Source organism: Falsiroseomonas oleicola, from assembly GCF_019029495.1.
Classification (GTDB): domain Bacteria; phylum Pseudomonadota; class Alphaproteobacteria; order Acetobacterales; family Acetobacteraceae; genus Falsiroseomonas; species Falsiroseomonas oleicola.
Window position 1 is genome coordinate 285,542 of the sequence record NZ_JAERQM010000006.1, and the last position, 18,025, is coordinate 303,566.

Consider the following 18,025-nt stretch of genomic DNA (forward strand, 5'->3'; position numbering starts at 1 on the left):
TCGCCGGGAAGCGCGCATTGCCAAGGTGCTGCCACATCTCATGCCTAGATAGAATGAGAGAAAGGGAGGGCCATGTCGTGATGCGTTTCCTGGCGAAACTGCTGCCCCTGGCCGCCGGGGCCGTGCTCCTGGCAGGTGCCAACAGCGCCCCGGCCGTGGCGAAGGATGATGCTGCCATCCTGGTCCATGACCATCGGCGTGGCGGCTACAATTATGGTCCGCCGCCGCGCCGCTATCGTGGCCCGCCGCCGCGTGCCTATTACGGCCCTCCGCCGCGGCGTTACTATCCGCCGCGGCCGCCGGTCTATTACGCGCCACCGCCGCGGCCGCGGTACTACTACGCGCCACCGCCCCCACCGCCCCCCGGCATCGGCCTGTATTTCAAGTTTTGAGGTCGATCTGACGGCGTGTGCACCATCGTCCTGCTGCGCCGCCCGAACCATCGCTGGCCCTTGCTGGTGGCGGCGAATCGCGACGAGCGGCTCGACCGGGCCTGGGCGCCGCCTGCCCCGCACTGGCCGTCATGGCCGGGTGTCACGGGCGGGCTGGACCACAGCGCGGGCGGCACCTGGATGGCGCTGGGTCCCCAGGGCGTCATGGCGGCGGTGCTGAACCGGCCCGGCAGCCTGGGGCCGGAGGCTGGCAAGCGCTCACGGGGCGAATTGCCTTTGATGGCGGCCTCCGCCGCCAGCGCCGGGCAGGCCCTGGCGGCGCTCGGCGCCCTGGATGCCCGCGCCTGGCGCCCTTTCAATCTGGTGATCGCCGATGCGCACGCCGCCTTTTTCCTGCGTGGCACCGGCGCCACGCGGATCGAGGTCGAGCCATTGGACGAGGGCGTCACCATGGTGACAGCCCAGGATCCGAACGACCCCGCCAGCCCCCGAATCCGCCGCCACCTCCCCCGCTTCCGCGACGCCGCGCCGCCAGACCCCGATGCGGACGACTGGTCGGCCTGGGAAGGCCTGCTGGCGGATGGCGACTATGGCGAGGCTGGCATCGCGGAGGCGCTGCGCGTGCCGCCCGCGCGCGGCTTCGGCACCGTCTGCGCCAGCCTGCTGGCGCTGGGCGCGCAAGGCGGCCGGCGGTGGCGCTTCTGCCCTGGCCCGGCGGGCAGCGCCCCATTCCGGGACCTGGACATCGCCGCGGCCTGAAACCCGCGCAACCCGGACCTGCGGCCCTGCCGTGGCGGTTCGCGAGAGGCCCTGCTATAGCTCCGCCAGATACCGGGCCGCCGCGGCCTGTCGTCCCGCGCGCCCCTTCCTGGGATCGCGGCAGTCGAGGAGTTTCAGCACCATGGCGCGCCGCCGTCAGCTCTACGAGGGCAAGGCCAAGATCCTGTTCGAGGGCCCGGAACCGGGCACCCTGGTGCAGTATTTCAAGGACGACGCCACCGCCTTCAACGCGCAGAAGAAGGGCACGATCACCGGCAAGGGCGTGCTCAACAACCGCATCAGCGAATACCTGATGATGAAGCTGGCGGAGATCGGCATCCCGACCCACTTCATCCGCCGGCTGAACATGCGTGAGCAGTTGATCCGCGAAGTCGAGATCATCCCGCTGGAAGTCGTCATCCGCAATGTCGCCGCCGGCAGCCTGGCCACGCGCCTGGGCATCCAGGAAGGCACGCGGCTGCCGCGCTCGATCCTTGAATACTACTACAAGAACGATGCGCTGGGCGACCCGATGGTCTCCGAGGAGCACATCACCTGCTTCGGCTGGGCCGCGACCCAGGACCTGGACGACATGGTCGCCCTGGCACTGCGGGTGAACGACTTCCTGACCGGACTTTTCCTCGGCGTCGGCATCACCCTGGTCGACTTCAAGCTGGAATTCGGCCGGCTGTACGAGAATGACGAGATGCGCATCGTCCTGGCCGATGAGATCAGCCCGGACAATTGCCGCCTCTGGGACGTGAAGACCGGCGAGAAGATGGACAAGGACCGCTTCCGGCGCGACCTCGGCAAGGTCGAGGAGGGCTACCAGGAGGTGGCCAAGCGCCTCGGCATCCTGCCCGAGGCCGGGGTGCGGGACATGAAGGGTCCGGAGACCGTCCAGTGACAGCGTCCGATGGTCGGAGCGCCGAAGGGCGCGGAGAGCTGAATCGGCCGCGCCCCATCAAGGCTCGTGTTACAATCATGCCGAAGAACGGCGTGCTGGACCCGCAGGGCAAGGCCATCGGCCATGCCCTGGCCTCGCTCGGCTTCGACGGCGTCGCCGAAGTGCGCGCCGGCAAGGTGATCGAGCTGGAACTGGCCGAGACCGATCCCGCCAAGGCGCAGGCCGCGGCGGAGGAGATGGCGCGGCGGCTGCTGGCCAATACCGTGATCGAGTCCTTCCGGGTCGAGCTCGCCTAGCCCCCCATGGTGAAGCTCTCGCTCCTCGTCATGCTGGTGCTGACGGTGCTGATTTCCATGCTGCTGCGCTGGCGCGAACAGCGCCTGCCGGCGGTGGCGGCTCAGCAGCGGCGGCTCGGCCTGGTGGCGCGGGGCAAGAAGGGGCTGGACCGCTGGGTGACGGCGGCGGCACTCGCCACCGTGCTGACGCTGGCCGTGGTCGGCGGCCTGCATTGGCTGCGGGTCTGGCTGGAATAGGCAGGCGCTCGGGGTCTTCGTCGGCTCCGCCTGGCTGGCCGGGCTTTTCATCGTCCTGGCCATCCCGGCCGGGCTGATCCTCTGGGTATTCTGGTGACTCCATGAAATCCGCGATCATCGTCTTCCCGGGCACCAACCGCGAGCGCGACATGGCGATCGCGCTGGAACGCGTCAGCGGCCGCAAGCCTGCCATGGTCTTCCACCTGGACACGGCCCTGCCGGCGGGCACCGACCTGGTGGTGCTGCCGGGCGGCTTCAGCCATGGCGACTACCTGCGCTGCGGTGCCATGGCGGCGCAGTCGCCGATCATGAAGGCGGTGCGGGATTTCGCCGCGGGCGGCGGCCTGGTGCTGGGCGTGTGCAACGGCTTCCAGATCCTGACCGAAGCCGGCCTGCTGCCCGGCGCCCTGCTGCGCAACGCCACGCTGCGCTTCCTGTCCATGGACTGCCACATGCGGGTGGAACGCGCCGACACGCCCTTCACCCAGCATTGGCAGAAGGGCGCCGTGTTCCGGTCCCCGATGGCGCATGGCGATGGCAACTACTTCTGCGATGACACGACCTTGGCGCGCCTGAACGGCGAGGGCCTGGTCGCCTTCCGCTACGCGACGCCGGAGGGCGCCATCACGGAGGCCGCCAACCGCAACGGCGCGCGCGACAACATTGCCGGCATCCTCTCCCCCAACCTCCGCATCTGCGGGCTGATGCCGCATCCGGAGGATCTGGTGGACCCGCTGATGGGTGGGGAGGACGGCCTGCCGCTGTTCACCAGCCTGCTCGATTCGCTCGCCTCCGCCTGAGGCCTTCTTCTTCTCCGCCCCCGGAGCCCTCGCCGACATGCAGCTTTTGCCCGCCGACCATGCCGCCCAGCTCGCCGCCGAATTCGGCCTGAAACCGGACGAGTATGAGCGGCTGCTGGCCATCCTCGGCCGCTCCCCTTCCCGCACCGAACTGGGCATCTTCTCGGTCATGTGGAGCGAGCATTGCTCCTACAAATCCTCCCGCATCTGGCTGAAGACCCTGCCGACCAAGGCCCCCTGGGTGATCCATGGGCCGGGCGAGAATGCGGGGGTGATCGACATCGGCGACGGGCTGGCCGCCATCTTCAAGATGGAAAGCCACAACCACCCGAGCTTCATCGAGCCCTATCAGGGCGCCGCCACCGGCGTCGGCGGCATTCTCCGGGATGTCTTCACCATGGGGGCGCGGCCGATCGCGAACCTCAATGCGCTGCGCTTCGGCATGCCGGATGCGCCGAAGATGAAGCGCGTCATCGATGGCGTGGTGCGCGGCATCGGCGGCTACGGCAATTGCGTCGGCGTGCCGACCGTGGGCGGGGAGGTGAATTTCCACCCGGCCTATAACGGCAATCCGCTGGTCAATGCGATGACGGTGGGCATCGCGCCGCGCGACCGGATTTTCCTCAGTGCCGCCGCCGGACTTGGCAATTCCGTGGTCTATGTCGGCTCGAAGACGGGCCGCGACGGCATCCATGGCGCCACCATGGCCTCCACCGAATTCTCCGCCGATTCGGAGGAAAAGCGCCCGACCGTGCAGATCGGCGACCCCTTCACCGAGAAGCTGCTGATCGAGGCCTGCCTGGAGCTGATGGCGACCGACATGATCGTCGCCATCCAGGACATGGGTGCGGCCGGCCTGACCAGCTCTTCCGTCGAGATGGCGGGCAAGGGCGGCGTGGGCATCGAGCTGGTGATGGACAATGTCCCCCAGCGCGAGGTCGGCATGACGGCCTATGAGATGATGCTCTCCGAGTCCCAGGAGCGCATGCTGATGATCCTGAAGCCTGGCCGCGAGGCCGAGGCCGAGGCCATCTTCCACAAATGGGAGCTGGATTTCGCCGTCATCGGCCATCTGACCGACACCGGCCGCATCGTCATCCGCCACAAGGGCGAGATCGAGGCCGATATCCCCCTCGCCCCGCTGGAATCCGAAGCGCCGCTGTACCGTCGCCCGACGGTGGAGACGCCGAAGCAGCCGGTGCTGGACGCCGCCGATATCGACGACCCCGCCGGCCCGCTGCCGGCGCTGGAGAAGCTTGTGGGCAGCCTCGACCTGTGCTCCCGCCGCTGGATCTGGGACCAGTATGACAGCACGGTGGGCGGCCAGACGGTGAAGCGCCCCGGTGGCGCCGATGCCGCCGTGGTGAAGCTGGAGGGCCTGAAGCGGGCCCTGGCCATGACCACCGACTGCACCCCGCGCTACTGCCAGGCCGATCCCGAGGTGGGCGGCGCCCAGGCGGTGGCGGAGGCCTGGCGCAACCTGACCGCGGTCGGCGCCCTGCCGCTGGCCGTCACCGACAACATGAACTTCGGCAATCCCGAAAAGCCCGAGATCATGGGCCAGTTCGCCGCCGCCGTGCGCGGCATGGGGGCCGCCTGCCTCGCGCTCGACTTCCCGGTCGTGAGCGGCAATGTCTCGCTCTACAACGAGACCCAGGGCCGCGGCATCCTGCCCACCCCCGCCATCGGCGGCGTCGGCGTGCTGGAGGATGCGGTCCAGGCGGTGGGCCTTGCCCTGCAACCCGGCCTCGACCTGGTGCTGATCGGGGAGACCCGCGGCTGGCTCGGCCAGTCGATCTGGCTGCGCGAGATCGCGGGGCGGGAGGAAGGGGCGCCGCCGCCGGTCGACCTCGCGGTGGAGCGCCGCAATGGCGATTTCGTCCGTGGCCGCATCCTGGCCGGCGAAGTGGTCGCCTGCCACGACCTGGCCGATGGCGGGCTGCTGGTGGCCGTGGCGGAAATGGCGATGGGCGGCGGCGTCGGTGCCACCCTGTCCGCACCGCCCGTCGGCATCGCCCCGCATGGCTGGTGGTTCGGTGAGGACCAGGCGCGCTACATCCTGGCGGTGCGCGATGGCGCGGCAATGCTGGCCGCGGCCCAGGCGGCCGGCGTTCCGGCCATGGAGCTCGGCCATAGCGGCGGCGGGGACTTGGTTCTTGGCGACGGCTCCTCCATATCCGTGGCGAAGCTGGTCGTCGCCCATGAGGCGACGCTGCCGGCGCTGATGCAGGGGGAGGCAGCCTGATGGCGATGGATGCGGCGGAAATCGAGGCCTTCATCAAGGCCGCCCTGCCCGACGCCGTGGTGACGATCGAGGATCTGGCGGGGGATGGCGACCATTACGCCGCCACCGTGGTCTCCTCGGCCTTCAAGGGCCTCAGCCGCGTGAAGCAGCACCAGATCGTCTATGCCGCCCTGCAGGGCCGGATGGGGGGTGCGCTGCACGCCCTGGCCTTGCAGACTTCCGCCCCCGAGTAACCTCTCCGACCAGGGACCCCGTGCCATGAGCAATCCCGTTTTCGACCGCATCCAGGCCGACATCGCCGCCAATCCGGTGGTGCTCTACATGAAGGGCACGCCGGTCTTCCCGCAATGCGGCTTCTCCGCCCGCGTGGTGCAGATCCTGTCCCATGTCGGCGTGCCCTTCAAAGGCGTGAATGTGCTGGAGGACATGGAGGTCCGAGAGGGCATCAAGGCCTTCGCCAACTGGCCGACCATCCCGCAGCTCTATGTGAAGGGCGAATTCGTCGGCGGCTGCGACATCATCACCGAGATGTTCCAGTCCGGTGAGCTGCAGACGCTGATGGAAGACAATGGCGTGATGCCGAAGGCGACGGCCTGACGCCTTGCCTGGCGGAAACGCTGGACATATGCCGGCTGGGCTTGCGGAGGCGGATGTGGCGTGCGGCGGGCAGCTTCTGGTCGATGGCCAGCGGCTTGTCCCCTTCCTGGCTGAGCCGGCCCATCTCGCTTTCGCGGTCAACCTGCCGATCGATCGGCTTGTCTGGGCTGGTGCCGCGCCGCTCGCGGCCCTGCGGCTGATCCGTTCGGAGGGTGTGGCGGATATCGCGCTGAGGGGTGGCGAGCCGGATCTCGCGCACGCTTCCCTGCTGCGCGCGGCCACGGGCCGGGCGGTGCTGGTGGCCGAGCCATCCGTGGTGGGGGCCGGCTCCGGCGACCATATCATGTTCCTGAGCGGCGATTCACGCCCCAAGGACGCGCATTTCGGGCCGCTGGTGCGCCAGTCCCTTTTCCCCTTCTTCGACCACGACTTCCATACCGAGGGCGCCCAATCCGGCATCCCGCCCGACCAGGCCCTGCCGCGCAGTTTTGCGGAACGGCAGGAATGGCTTACCGGCGTGCTGGAGGGCTGCGCCGATCCGGGCCGGCTGATCCTGATGGGGCGCTCCTCCGGCGCCCGGATTGCCAGCACCCTGGCCGATCTGCGGCCCGTGCGCGGCCTGGTCTGCCTCGGCTATCCCTTCCGCCAGCCAGGGCGGCCGGATGACCCGTCGCGCTACACCCACCTGCCGCATCTGCGCACGCCCACCCTCATCATCCAGGGCAGTCGCGACCCCTATGGCGGCGATGACGTGCCGGAGCGCTATCCCCTCGCCCCACGGACCGAGCTGGTCATCCTGGACACGGACCACGGCTTCCGGACGGACGCGGCTGGCTGGGAGAGAGTGGGACGTGAAATCCTGCTGTTCCTGGGACATTGCTGCCCGATTCCCGAATAGGGGCTCTCCCATACGAAAAGGGCGGGGTCTTGCGACCTCGCCCTTGAACACTCCGGCTTCGGAGGTAGTTGGCCAATGACATGGATGCCAGGCCTTCGTCCGCTCCCCGTAGTTGGGGACCGGAACGGTGCTGCGGAGCTGCCCGCCCGTTGCTGGGGCTGACCAAGGGAGGCACCACCGCGCCAGCGCAGGGGCTTCCTGTCGGGCGGTGGGCAGAGGCCCGGCCACCATCCGCCCAGCCCCACCGGGCCGCCGGGGGACACCCCTGGGGTCACGCATCGAAGGGGGGTGGGGTACGCCGGCGGGAGGGGGGAAATGTCGTGCGGAGCCCCTATGGATGGGGGCCTCGAAAATTCACAACAAAAATTCAGCCGACCTGAAGTATCAGGCCCGCCCTGCCGACCTCCGATCCTCTATCGCCTGCCATGCCTCCAGAAGAAACACCGTGAGCGCCAAGGAGGCATTGACGGCAAGGCGCGCATGCCGGGGCTCAATCCGGTAGGAGCGGGCAAGCTCTGGCCGCATTGCATGCGCCCTGCTCTTGTCGTCCCGAAGACCTTGGAGGCCGTCCACCATTGCAGCCATAGCGCCTGCGATCTTCTTCAGGTCACCATCCGGCATGGCCGCTGGGTCAGCGTTGATGGCGGGCTTCAAGATGGTCCACAGGGTGTTCACGGTTCGGTTCGCTGGGGGAGACAGGCCCATGCCCGCGATCATCTCGCCCATGACGCCTTCGACGATGTTGGCGGCTGCGGATAGGGCATCGCGTGGGTGGCCCGCCGCGCGGACAGCAAGGGTCGCGAACTCCGCCTCTAAGGCTGGAAGGTCGCGGGTCTTGATGAGGTCAGACAACTGCCTGGACGCCACAGCCACCCCGCCCCGCGCCAATTGGCCGTTGCCCAGGTAGGTGAAGCCGGCCTTGGTCAGAGCTGCCAGGACGCGCTTGCGGCCTTCGTCGCGCGCTTTGCGGGGATCGACTGAGGCAGGCGACCACATGGCCAAGCGCCTCGCCGCTTCGTCGGTCAGTGCGTCTTCCTCAAGGATTTCTTGAAGGAGAAGCCCGAGGACTGCGGGCGCCGCGTCCCCCATCTCGTCCCGGATGCGCCGCAGCCACGCTTCGCATTTGGCCGGTTTGGCGCCTTCGGGCTTCTCGCCCGGGGCACCAGCCTCAAGGAACAGGAGGTCGAGCTGGTTGTGGGTGTACCGATCCGCCAGCACGGCCGCGACAACCGCAATGAGCTGAGGCGGGAACGACATGCCGGGGAGCTTCCCGAGGCCGTGAGGGGGACACCGTGAGGGGTGGCGTGAGGGGGAGCGCCAATGGCTCAACCCTCGCAAGATATTGAAAAGGCGGAGCTTTCAGGCCCCGCCTCGTTAGCCTCAGCGCGAGTAGAACTCGACCACCAGGTTCGGTTCCATCTGCACCGGATACGGCACGTCGCTCAGCTTCGGCGCGCGCAGGATGCGGCCGCGCATCGCGCGGTGGTCGATCTCGATGTATTCCGGCACGTCGCGCTCGCCGGACTGGGCGGCGTCCAGCACGCAGGTGAGCTGCTTGGACTTGTCCTTCACCTCGATCACATCCGTGTCCTTCACCAGGTAGGACGGGATGTTCAGGCGCTTGCCGTTCACCAGCACATGGCCATGGTTCACGAACTGGCGCGCGGCGAAGGGCGTCACCGCCAGCTTCATGCGGTAGATGATGGTGTCGAGCCGGCGCTCCAGGATCTCGATCAGGTTCTCCGAGGTGTCGCCCTTACGGCGCACGGCTTCCTCGTAGTACTTGCGGAACTGCTTCTCGCCGATGTTGCCGTAGTAGCCCTTCAGCTTCTGCTTCGCCATCAGCTGCACGCCGAAGTCGGTCGGCTTCTGCTTGCGGCGCTGCCCGTGCTGGCCGGGGCCGTATTCGCGCTTGGCGATCGGGGACTTCGCACGGCCCCAGAGGTTCACGCCGAGGCGGCGGTTGATCTTGTACTTGCTTTCTGCGCGCTTGGTCATGCGCTTCTCCTGCCCGGCACCCGTGGGGGTTGCCGGTTCTTACTTGTGCCGGCACCCTTGAAGGCATCGCGGCGGGTTGTCCCGGTAGGCCCAAGGCCAGCATGGCCAAGGGCGGGCGCAGGCCCCGAAGGCCTGTCCGCGTTCCCGGAAGTGCGGCGCCTATAGGGGGCCGGCGGGCGGCTTGTCAAACCCGCCTTACCTCCCCTACTTCGCCCGCATGGTCACACGCGAAGACATCCTGATTCTCGGCCTGACCGCGGGTGTGGTCGGCAGCCTTGTGGGCGGCATGATGCTGGGCATCGGCCTCGGCTTGGTCATCGGCGGCCAGCATCTCGGCTGGCTGATGGTGCTGCCCGCCGCGCCCGTCGCCGGCATGATCGGCTATGTGCAGGCGCGCCGGCTGGCGAAGCGCCTGTGATCAGTCGGGCGTGATGCCCGCCGCCCGGATCAGCCGCGCCTTATAGGCCAGGTCCTGCTGCAGGAAGGCGGCGGTCGCCTCCGGGGTCGCGGCATGCACCGTGTAGCCCGCCGGCAGCAGATGCCGGTCCCGCACCGTCGGCGCCGCCATGGCGGTGGCGATGTCGCGCTGGATGCGGCTGAGCAGGGCGGCCGGGGTGCCGGCGGGGGCGAAGGCGCCGAACCAGGTGCGCGGGTCGATATCGTCGAAGCCCGCCTCGGCCAGGGTCGGCACGTCCGGCAGCGCCTCGAACCGCGTCGGCCGGCCGACCGCCAGCGCCCGCAGCGTGCCGGCGCGGATATGGCTGGCGCCGGAGGCGATGCCGGCCAGCGTCATCTGCACCTCCCCGGCCAGGGTCGCCAGCACCGCCGGCGTCAGGCCGCGATAGGGCACATGCACCATCTCGATCCTCTCCCGCGCCATCAGCGCGGCGAAGCAGAGATGCGGCTGGCTGGCGATGCCATAGGAGCCGAAGTTGAAATGCCCCGGCGCGGCGCGTGCCGCCGCCACCAGCTCCGCCATGCTGCGTGCCCCCACCGAGGGATGCACCAGCACCATCTGGTGCACATCCACCAGCAGGCTGACCGGCGCCAGGTCCTTCATCGGGTCATGCGGCAGGCCGCGGATCAGATGCGGATTCGAGGTGATGGAATTGTCCGCGGTGATCAGCAGCGTATGCCCATCCGGCGCCGCCTTGGCGACGATATCCGTGCCCGGCACGGTGGACCCGCCCGGGCGGTTGTCCACCACCACCGGCTGCCCCCAACCCGCCTGAAGCCGCTCTGCCAGGGCCCGCGCCAGCGCATCCAGCCCGCCACCCGGCGGGAAAGGGACCACGATGCGCACCTGCCGCGTCGGATAGTCGCTGCTTTGCGCCCGGGCCAGCGCCGGCATGGCGAGGCCGGCGAGCAAGGTGCGGCGGGACAGGCGCATGTTCAGTCTCCGAAAAAATGTCGGCGCAGAATGTCCAGCGTCCAGGCCGGGGCTTCAAGCTCCGGCAGATGGCCGATGGCGGGTGGCGTCAGGAAGACGGCGCCGGGGATCGCCTCGGCGATCGGGCGGCCGACCGTCTCCGGCGGGTTCACCACGTCATCGGCGCCGCTGATGGCCAGCGTCGGCACGCGGATATGCGGCGCGAAATCGGCGATGACATCCACCCGGTCGGTGCAGCGCGCCGCCTGCATCAACCCGCGCGGATGGGTCGCGGCGACCACGTTCTGCACCAATCCACGCACCAGCGGCCCGGCACCGGGCGAGACCAGGTTGCCCGAGCGCATCCGCGCCAGGGCGACGCTGCCCTGGGCCACGCTCGCCGCCCGCATCGCCAGCATGGCCGCCCGGCCCTCCTCCCCCTTCCAGCGCTGGCCGCGGGAGGTGCCCATCAGGGCCAGCTTCGCCACCCGCTCCGGATGCCGCGCCGCCAGGCAGGCGGCCAGCATCGAGCCGAAGGAGGATCCGGCAACGCAGACCGGCCCCCGCACGCCCAGCGCATCCAGCAGCGCCACCGCGACATCCGCATAGGCCTCGGCCGTTGGCGCCTCGGCGCCGAAACTGTCGGAGAGAAAATAGCCCGGCGCGTTCCAGGCGATGACGCGCGCACGGTCAGAAAGCCCGGCCAGGGAAAAGCGCCAGCCCATGCTGTTGGCGCCGATGCCGTGCAGGCAGAGGATCGTCACCGGTCCCTCGCCGGCTTCCATATAGGACAGGCGCGGCCCCTCCAGCCCGAGTGCCGCCGCATCCACCTCGCAGAAGCGGGGGTCCGGCAGGGGTGGGATGGGCGTGCCGTCCGGATGGATCATGCGCTGTCCTTCTCCGCCGCCTCATGCCAGGGCGGCAACGGGTCCTCGGCCGGGAAGCGGCCGCGCTGCATGCGGCCGGTGGAAAGCTCCGTCACCACGCCGTGCAGGGTGCGCAGCTCCTGCTCCGTCACCTCGCCGCGTTCGAACCAGTGGCGCAGGTTGCGGATCATGCCGGGACGCTTCGGCGGGTTGTGCAGGAAGCCGGAGGCATCCAGCTCCGCCACCAGCCGGCCGAGGAAATTCTCCAGCGCGCCCTTGGTGGCGACCGGTGTGCCATTGGTCAGGAACTGGCGGGGCGGCGTGGTCTCGGCCGCCATCCACCATTCATAGGCCAGGATCATCACCGCCTGCGCCAGGTTCAGGGAGGTATGTTCCGGGTTCAGGGGATAGCGGACCAGCGTGTCGCAATGGGACAGGTCCTCCGCCTCCAGCCCCGCACGTTCCGGGCCGAAGAGCACGGCGGCCCGCAGCCCCCGGCCGTTGATCTCGCGCAGATCGGCGGCGGCGGCGCGGGCATCACGCAACTGCACGATGGCGTAGCGCGGCCGCGGGCAGGTGCCCATCACCCGGTGGCAATCGGCGACGGCGGAGGCCACGTCCGGAAACACCTGCGCCGCATCCAATATGGCATCGGCGCCGGAGGCCGCGGGATAGGCATGCGGCTGCGGCCAGCCATCGCGCGGGGCCACGATCCGCAGGTGGAACAGACCGCCATTGGCCATGGCGCGGGCCGTGGTGCCGATATTCATGGCCATCTGCGGCCGCACCAGCACCACGATGGGGCTCTCGCCCGGGGCCGGCGTCAGCACCGCGCCCCCTTCCCCACGCCCGCCCGTCATCGCGTCGGTGGCGCGGTTCGGGCGAGGAAGGCGCGAAGCTGGGCGATCTCGGCCTCCTGCGCCCGGATGATGTCCTCGGCCAGCTTGCGCATCTCCGGCGTGGTGCCGTGGCGAAGCTGGATGCGGGCCATGGCGATGGCGCCCTCATGATGCGGGATCATGCCGGCCGCGAAGTCGCGATCGGCATTGCCGGTGAAGGCGATGTCCATGTCGCGATGCATCCGCGCATTGGCGGCGCGGAACTCGGCGGTGCTGGCCGGCTCCGCCGCCTGTTGCGGGGCGCGCGGTGCCGGCGCGGCGTGGTGGCCGTGATGGCCCTGCTGGGCCAGGGCCGGCACGGTCAGGGCAAGGGAAAGCGCGGTGGCGATGGCAAGGCGGGGCATGTCCGATCCTCCTTCGATGGGGTCGGTCGGACAGATGGAACCTTGCCCCCGGGGGAAGGCAAGAGGGTCACGCACGGCGCCAGCTCGTGCCCTGCGGCCCGTCCTCCAGCAGGATGCCCTGCCCCGCCAGTTCCTGGCGGATGCGGTCGGCCTCCGCCCAGTCCTTCGCCTTGCGCGCCGCGAGGCGGGCGGCGATGGCGGCCTCGATGGCCGTGGCATCGCCGTCCGCGCCGCGGAACCAGGCGGCGGGGTCGGTGCCGAGCAGGCCGAGCAGCGCGCCGCAGGCCAGGATGCGGCCCTTGAGATGCGGCAGGCCCGTATCGGACCCGCGCGCCAGCGTATCATTGGCGGTGGAGACCAGGTGATGCAGCGTGGCGAGGGCCAGCGGCGTGTTGAGGTCATCCGCCAGGGCCTGTTCGAAGGGCGGCGATTCGGCCGGGTGCGGCTTGTCGCCGTCCTCGGCCTCGATTTCGGACATCTTCGACAAGGCGCGATAGAAGCGGTCCAGCTCCCGCCGCGCCTCCTCCAGCGCGCCTTGGGTGTAGTCCAGCGCCGCGCGGTAGTGGGTGCGCAGCAGCAGCAGCCGGAACGCCTCGCCGGCCCAGGGGCCGTGACGCAAAATATCTTGTACAGTCAGAAAGTTACCGACCGACTTTGACATCTTCTCGCCGTCGACCAGCAGCATCCCATTGTGCAGCCAGTAGCGGGCGTAATGGCTGCCCGGGAAGGCGCAGAGGGATTGCGCGACCTCGTTCTCGTGATGCGGGAACATCAGGTCGGCGCCACCGCCATGGATGTCGAAATCCGGGCCGAACTGCTTCCAGGACATGGCGGAGCATTCGATATGCCAGCCCGGCCGGCCCCGGCCCCAGGGGCTGTCCCAGCCCGGCTGTTCCGGGGTGGAGGGCTTCCACAGCACGAAGTCGCCGGCATCGCGCTTATAGGGCGCGACCTCGACCCGCGCGCCCGCCAGCATCTCCTCCGTCGAGCGGCCGGACAGGGCGCCGTATTGCGGAAAGCTGGACACGGCGAAGAGCACATGGCCCTCCGCCGCATAGGCATGGCCATTGGCGACCAGCCGCTCGATCAGCGTCACCATTTCCGGGATGGAGCCGGTGGCGGTCGGCTCCACATCCGGCGGCAGCACGCCGAGGGCGGCCATGTCGCGGTGGAAATCGGCGGTGGTCCGCGTGGTCAGCGCCGCGATCCCCTCCCCGCTCTCCCGCGCCCGGTCGATGATCTTGTCCTCGACATCGGTGATGTTGCGGGCATAGGTCAGCTTCGGGAACGCCTGGCGCAGCAGCCGGGCGAGCACGTCGAAGACCACGTTCGGGCGCGCATTGCCCAGATGCGCCAGGTCGTAGACGGTCGGGCCGCAGACATACATGCGCACATGCTGGTCATCGATCGGCACGAACCGTTCCTTGCGGCGGGTCGCGGTATTGTGGAGCTGGATGTCCATGTTCAGCCTGCGGCGGCCAGAAGCAGGCGCTTCAGCGCCCGTTCCCGACCGATCAATGGGAGGAAGACCTTGAGGTCCGGGCCGTGGTCCTCGCCCGTCAGGGCGCGACGCAACGGCAGGTACAGCGCACGGCCCTTGCGGCCGCTGCGCGTCGACAGCTCGGATGTCCAGGCCGGCCAGGTGGCCTCATCCCATGGCTCCTCGGGCATCGTCTCGGCGGCCAGGCGCAGAAGTTCCGCATCGGCCGCGTCGCCCTGCGGCACGATACCACCGGAGGCAACCTCCCACCAGTCGCGGGCTTCGCGCAACAGATCGAGGTTGCCGCGCACCGCCAGCCAAAAATTCTCCCCCGCCCCCTCCGGCAGCCACTCCCGCACCACGTCGAAGGGCAGGCCGTGCAGCCAGCGGCGGTTCAGCGCCAGCATCTGCTTCGTGTCGAAGCGCGCCGCGGATTTGGAAACGCGGCCGAGATCGAAGCCGGGCACCAGATCGGCCGGCATGGCCGGCACCGGATCGGCGGAGGTGCCAAGGGCGGCCAGGTAGCCGACCAGCGCCGCCGGCTCCACCCCATCGCGCCGCAACTGCCGCAGCCCGACGCTGCCGGTGCGCTTCGACAGCGGCCCGCCATCGGCATCGGTCAGCAGCGGCAGATGGGCGAAGCGCACCTTCCGCGGATTCCCGCCGAGGGCGGCGAAGATGTCGAGCTGGATGCCGGTATTGGTGACATGGTCCTCGCCCCGGACGATGTCGGTGATCCCCATCTCCAGGTCATCGACCACCGAAGTGAAGGTATAGAGGTAGCTGCCATCGGCGCGGATCAGCACCGGGTCGGACAGGCTCGGCAGCTTGACGCTGCGCTTGCCCAGCACGCCATCCTGCCATTCGACATGCCCGCCCGAGAGCTTGAAGCGCCAATGCGGCGTCTTGCCATTGGCGATGGCGCGGGCGAGCTGGTCTTCCGTCATGCGCAGCGCGGCGCGGTCGTAGAGCGGCGGCTTGCCCTGGCGGATGCGCTGTTCGCGCTTGAAGGCCAGTTCCTCCTCCGTCTCCAGGCAGGGGTAGAGGTGGCCGGAGGCCTTCAGCCGCGCGGCGGCGGCGTCATAGGCCGCGATCCGGTCCGACTGCCGGGCGAATTCGTCCCAGTCGAGGCCGAGCCAGCGGAGGTCCTCCTCGATCGCCTGGGCGTATTCGGGGCGGGACCGCTCGGTATCGGTGTCGTCGAGGCGCAGGAGGAAGCGACCGCCCCGGTGCCGGGCGAGGCACCAGTTGGCGATGGCGATACGGGCATTGCCGACGTGCAGCAGGCCGGTGGGGGACGGGGCGAAGCGAACTTTCATGAGGCCGGGAGAGGAACGTCAAAAGACCGCGCAAAGCAAGGCGCCGGATACAATTCGCCCCATTCCGGCCACCCCTGGGGTGCTATTATCCGTGGGTAAGGAGAATTCCGATGCCCAGGCTTCGTACGGTGATGCTTCGTGCCGCGATCTTTGCCGGCGTTCTCGCAGTGGGTGCCGTGGCGGCCCCGGCGGCCCAGGCCGACTGGCGCTACCGGGGGCATGGTGGGGGGTACCATCACCACAACAATGGCGCCGCCGTGGTCGGCGGTGCGCTGCTGGGGTTGGGTGTGGGTGCGCTTCTGGGTGCGGCCCTGGCGCCGCCGCCCGTGATCTACGCGCCGCCGCCGGTTGTCTACTACCCGCCGCCACGCGCCTATTACGCGCCGCCTCCGCAGGTCTATTACGCCCCGGCCTATCCGCCGCCGGCCTATTACGCACCGTCCTATGCACCGCCGCCGCCGGGCTATTACGAGCCCGCGCCGGTCTACGCCCCGGCGCCAGGATGGGGTGGGACGAAGTAGCCGCCGGCTACTCCTCTCCCTCCTCCTCGTCATCATCCTCGTCCCGGCGCGGGTCGAGGATGCGCCAGTTGCGCTCCTCGGCATCCGCCGCGGGGCGGGCGGCGAAATCGGCCAGTTCGGTGGCGCTGCGCCAGGCATCGTCACCGGCGCCGTCCACCTCCGCATCCTCGCCGAAGGTGCCCCAGGCCGCCATCACCGCCTTGGCGTCCATGCCGGCGCCGCGGCAGATATCGACCGAGTCGCGGACATAGCGGCGGGCGAAGGCATTGGCATGGGCAATGGTGCCGAAGCCGCGCACGACCTCCACCGGCTCCGCGCCATTGGCGCCGGACAGGTCCATGATGCGGACCTCCAGCCCCTCCACCTGGCCGAGCACCTGTTCGGCGAAGATGGGATCCTCCTCGCCATCATCCTGCCCGCTCATGCGATCAATCCCGAAAAGCCGTTGGTCAGGGGGTAGCGCCGGTCGCGGCCGAAGGCGCGGGGCGTGATCTTCACACCGGGCGGCGCCTGGCGGCGCTTGTATTCGGCGCGGTCCAGCATGCGCCAGATGCGCAGCACCGTGGCGCGGTCATGGCCCTGGGCCACCAGCGCATCCACATCCATCTCCCGCTCCACCAGCCCCTCCAGGATCGCGTCCAGCACCTCATAGGGTGGCAGCGTGTCCTGGTCGGTCTGGTCGGGCTTGAGTTCCGCGGAGGGCGGCTTGGTGATGACCCGCTCCGGCATCACCGGCCCTTCCGGCCCCAGGGCACCCTGCGGCACATTCGCATTGCGCCAGCGCGACAGGGCGAAGACCGTCATCTTCCAGACGTCCTTCAGCACCGAATAGCCGCCACACATGTCGCCATAGAGGGTGGCGTAGCCCGTGCTCATCTCCGACTTGTTGCCGGTGGTCAGCAGCATGTCGCCGAACTTGTTGGACAGCGCCATCAGCGTCACGCCGCGCAGACGGGACTGCAGGTTTTCCTCGGTGGTATCGGCCGGACGGTTGCCGAAGGCCGGCGCCAGCATGCCCTGCATGGCCCGCATCGCCGCGCCGATCGGGATGCTTTCGTAGCGGATGCCGAGCAACTGCGCGCAGCCCTCCGCATCGTCCAGACTATCGCGGGAGGTATAGGGCGAGGGCATCATCACCGCCCGCACCCGGTCCGGCCCCAGCGCATCGGCGGCGACGGCGGCTGACAGGGCGCTGTCGATGCCGCCCGACAGGCCCAGCACCACGCCGGGGAAGCCGTTCTTGTTCACGTAGTCGCGCAGGCCGAGCATCATGGCGCGGTAGATCTGTTCCAGCCGCGGCATGGCCGGCGGAATCGGCTGCGGCGCGCAGACCCAGCCCTGCGGGCCGCGCGACCAGTCGGTGATCGCCACCTGCTCCTCGAACATCGGCATCTGCAGGGCCAGGCTGCGATCGGCGTTGAGGACGAAGGAAGCCCCCTCGAACACCAGCTCATCCTGGCCGCAGATCTGGTTCAGGAAGACGAAGGGCAGCCCGGTCTCCACCACCCGCGCCACGGCGAGCTGAACCCGGGTGTCCTGCTTCTCCGCCTCGAAGGGGGAGCCGTTGATGCTGATGAGCATCTCCGCGCCGCTTTCCAGCAGCGTCTCGCTGACCGCGGGAAACCACCAGTCCTCGCAGATCATCAGGCCGAGCCGGACGCCGCGGAAGGCCACCGGGCCGGGCGCGGGGCCGGCGATGAAGACGCGCTTGTCGTCGAAGACGCCGTAATTCGGCAGCTCGTGCTTGGCGCGGCGGGCCAGGATGCGGCCGCCCTCCAGCAGGAACAGGGCATTGTGCAGCCGGTCGCCATCGCGCCAGGGGCCGCCCACCACCACACCCGGCCCGCCATCGGCGGTCTCCGCCGCCAGCGCCTCGATCCGCTGCATGCAGGCCTCCACGAAGGCCGGCTTGAGCACCAGGTCCTCCGGCGGATAGCCGGCGATGGAGAATTCCGGGGTGACGAGCAGGTCGGCGCCAGCGGCGGCGGCCTCCGCCCTGGCCCGGCGGATGCGGTCCGCATTGGCGTCGAGCGCGCCCTCATGCGGGTTGATCTGGGCGAGCGCGATGCGGAGGCGGTCTGTCATGATCTCGGGAACC

At 69.3% G+C, this 18,025-nt stretch carries 22 protein-coding genes; 12 read left to right on the top strand and 10 right to left on the bottom strand.

Features of this window, described 5'->3' with window-relative positions:
- Positions 1-77: 77 nt before the first annotated feature.
- From JJQ90_RS20195 to JJQ90_RS20240, 10 genes are all read left to right on the top strand, one after another.
- Positions 78-392 carry a hypothetical protein gene (locus JJQ90_RS20195; protein WP_216878062.1) on the top strand — a complete coding sequence of 105 codons (315 nt, stop codon included), beginning with the start codon at positions 78-80 and terminating at the stop codon, positions 390-392.
- 15 nt (positions 393-407) lie between these two features.
- Positions 408-1,151, top strand: a complete 744-nt coding sequence (locus JJQ90_RS20200; RefSeq protein WP_216878063.1) for an NRDE family protein — start codon at positions 408-410, stop codon at positions 1,149-1,151.
- A 142-nt stretch (positions 1,152-1,293) separates the two neighbouring features.
- Positions 1,294-2,058 (top strand): phosphoribosylaminoimidazolesuccinocarboxamide synthase, encoded by a 765-nt coding sequence (gene purC / locus JJQ90_RS20205; protein WP_216878064.1) that lies wholly within the window; start codon positions 1,294-1,296, stop codon positions 2,056-2,058.
- Between the two features lie 56 nt (positions 2,059-2,114).
- Positions 2,115-2,354, top strand: coding sequence for a phosphoribosylformylglycinamidine synthase subunit PurS (gene purS / locus JJQ90_RS20210; RefSeq protein WP_216878175.1), 240 nt, complete (start codon positions 2,115-2,117; stop codon positions 2,352-2,354).
- A gap of 6 nt (positions 2,355-2,360) precedes the next feature.
- The gene (locus JJQ90_RS20215) at positions 2,361-2,591 is read left to right on the top strand and encodes a hypothetical protein (protein WP_216878065.1); all 231 of its coding nucleotides are present in this window, start codon (positions 2,361-2,363) and stop codon (positions 2,589-2,591) included.
- Positions 2,592-2,692: 101 nt separating this feature from the next.
- Positions 2,693-3,391 (top strand): phosphoribosylformylglycinamidine synthase subunit PurQ, encoded by a 699-nt coding sequence (gene purQ / locus JJQ90_RS20220; protein ID WP_216878066.1) that lies wholly within the window; start codon positions 2,693-2,695, stop codon positions 3,389-3,391.
- A 37-nt stretch (positions 3,392-3,428) separates the two neighbouring features.
- Positions 3,429-5,636 (top strand): phosphoribosylformylglycinamidine synthase subunit PurL, encoded by a 2,208-nt coding sequence (gene purL, locus JJQ90_RS20225; protein WP_216878067.1) that lies wholly within the window; start codon positions 3,429-3,431, stop codon positions 5,634-5,636.
- Positions 5,636-5,869, top strand: a complete 234-nt coding sequence (locus JJQ90_RS20230) for a BolA family protein (RefSeq protein ID WP_216878068.1) — start codon at positions 5,636-5,638, stop codon at positions 5,867-5,869. The genes purL and JJQ90_RS20230 overlap by 1 nt, the downstream gene beginning before the upstream one ends.
- A 25-nt stretch (positions 5,870-5,894) precedes the next feature.
- Positions 5,895-6,233, top strand: a complete 339-nt coding sequence (gene grxD / locus JJQ90_RS20235) for a Grx4 family monothiol glutaredoxin (protein ID WP_216878069.1) — start codon at positions 5,895-5,897, stop codon at positions 6,231-6,233.
- 28 nt (positions 6,234-6,261) lie between these two features.
- A complete protein-coding gene (locus JJQ90_RS20240) occupies positions 6,262-7,131 on the top strand; it encodes an alpha/beta hydrolase family protein (RefSeq protein WP_216878070.1) in 870 nt (289 codons plus the stop codon).
- A 384-nt stretch (positions 7,132-7,515) separates the two neighbouring features.
- Here the strand turns inward: JJQ90_RS20240 and JJQ90_RS20245 are convergent, their stop codons facing one another.
- Both JJQ90_RS20245 and rpsD read right to left on the bottom strand, forming a co-directional pair.
- Positions 7,516-8,388, bottom strand: coding sequence for an abortive infection family protein (locus tag JJQ90_RS20245; RefSeq protein WP_216878071.1), 873 nt, complete (start codon positions 8,386-8,388; stop codon positions 7,516-7,518).
- 123 nt (positions 8,389-8,511) lie between these two features.
- Complete coding sequence (gene rpsD / locus JJQ90_RS20250; RefSeq protein ID WP_216878072.1) at positions 8,512-9,129, bottom strand: 30S ribosomal protein S4; 618 nt, start codon at positions 9,127-9,129, stop codon at positions 8,512-8,514.
- A gap of 217 nt (positions 9,130-9,346) precedes the next feature.
- On the opposite strand from rpsD, the gene JJQ90_RS20255 reads away from it, so the two are divergent.
- Positions 9,347-9,547, top strand: coding sequence for a hypothetical protein (locus JJQ90_RS20255; protein ID WP_216878073.1), 201 nt, complete (start codon positions 9,347-9,349; stop codon positions 9,545-9,547).
- Here JJQ90_RS20255 and JJQ90_RS20260 read toward each other — a convergent pair whose 3' ends face one another.
- From JJQ90_RS20260 to gltX, 6 genes are all read right to left on the bottom strand, one after another.
- Positions 9,548-10,519, bottom strand: coding sequence for a Bug family tripartite tricarboxylate transporter substrate binding protein (locus tag JJQ90_RS20260; RefSeq protein WP_216878074.1), 972 nt, complete (start codon positions 10,517-10,519; stop codon positions 9,548-9,550).
- A gap of 2 nt (positions 10,520-10,521) precedes the next feature.
- Positions 10,522-11,385: an alpha/beta fold hydrolase gene (locus tag JJQ90_RS20265; protein WP_216878075.1), complete on the bottom strand. Its 864-nt coding sequence runs from the start codon at positions 11,383-11,385 to the stop codon at positions 10,522-10,524.
- Positions 11,382-12,224: an RNA methyltransferase gene (locus tag JJQ90_RS20270; protein WP_216878076.1), complete on the bottom strand. Its 843-nt coding sequence runs from the start codon at positions 12,222-12,224 to the stop codon at positions 11,382-11,384. Before JJQ90_RS20270 ends, JJQ90_RS20265 begins: the two co-directional genes overlap by 4 nt.
- Positions 12,221-12,607: a CopM family metallochaperone gene (copM, locus tag JJQ90_RS20275; RefSeq protein WP_216878077.1), complete on the bottom strand. Its 387-nt coding sequence runs from the start codon at positions 12,605-12,607 to the stop codon at positions 12,221-12,223. Before copM ends, JJQ90_RS20270 begins: the two co-directional genes overlap by 4 nt.
- 67 nt (positions 12,608-12,674) lie before the next feature.
- Positions 12,675-14,069: a cysteine--tRNA ligase gene (gene cysS / locus JJQ90_RS20280; RefSeq protein ID WP_216878078.1), complete on the bottom strand. Its 1,395-nt coding sequence runs from the start codon at positions 14,067-14,069 to the stop codon at positions 12,675-12,677.
- Positions 14,070-14,071: 2 nt separating this feature from the next.
- Complete coding sequence (gene gltX / locus JJQ90_RS20285) at positions 14,072-15,406, bottom strand: glutamate--tRNA ligase (RefSeq protein ID WP_216878079.1); 1,335 nt, start codon at positions 15,404-15,406, stop codon at positions 14,072-14,074.
- Positions 15,407-15,516: 110 nt separating this feature from the next.
- Between gltX and JJQ90_RS20290 the strand changes: the two genes are divergently transcribed.
- A complete protein-coding gene (locus tag JJQ90_RS20290; protein ID WP_216878080.1) occupies positions 15,517-15,927 on the top strand; it encodes a hypothetical protein in 411 nt (136 codons plus the stop codon).
- 7 nt (positions 15,928-15,934) lie between these two features.
- Here the strand turns inward: JJQ90_RS20290 and JJQ90_RS20295 are convergent, their stop codons facing one another.
- Both JJQ90_RS20295 and JJQ90_RS20300 read right to left on the bottom strand, forming a co-directional pair.
- Positions 15,935-16,351 (bottom strand): hypothetical protein, encoded by a 417-nt coding sequence (locus tag JJQ90_RS20295; protein ID WP_230410835.1) that lies wholly within the window; start codon positions 16,349-16,351, stop codon positions 15,935-15,937.
- On the bottom strand, positions 16,348-18,012 hold the full coding sequence (locus JJQ90_RS20300) for an NAD+ synthase (RefSeq protein ID WP_216878081.1): 1,665 nt from the start codon (positions 18,010-18,012) through the stop codon (positions 16,348-16,350). Before JJQ90_RS20300 ends, JJQ90_RS20295 begins: the two co-directional genes overlap by 4 nt.
- Positions 18,013-18,025: the final 13 nt, after the last annotated feature.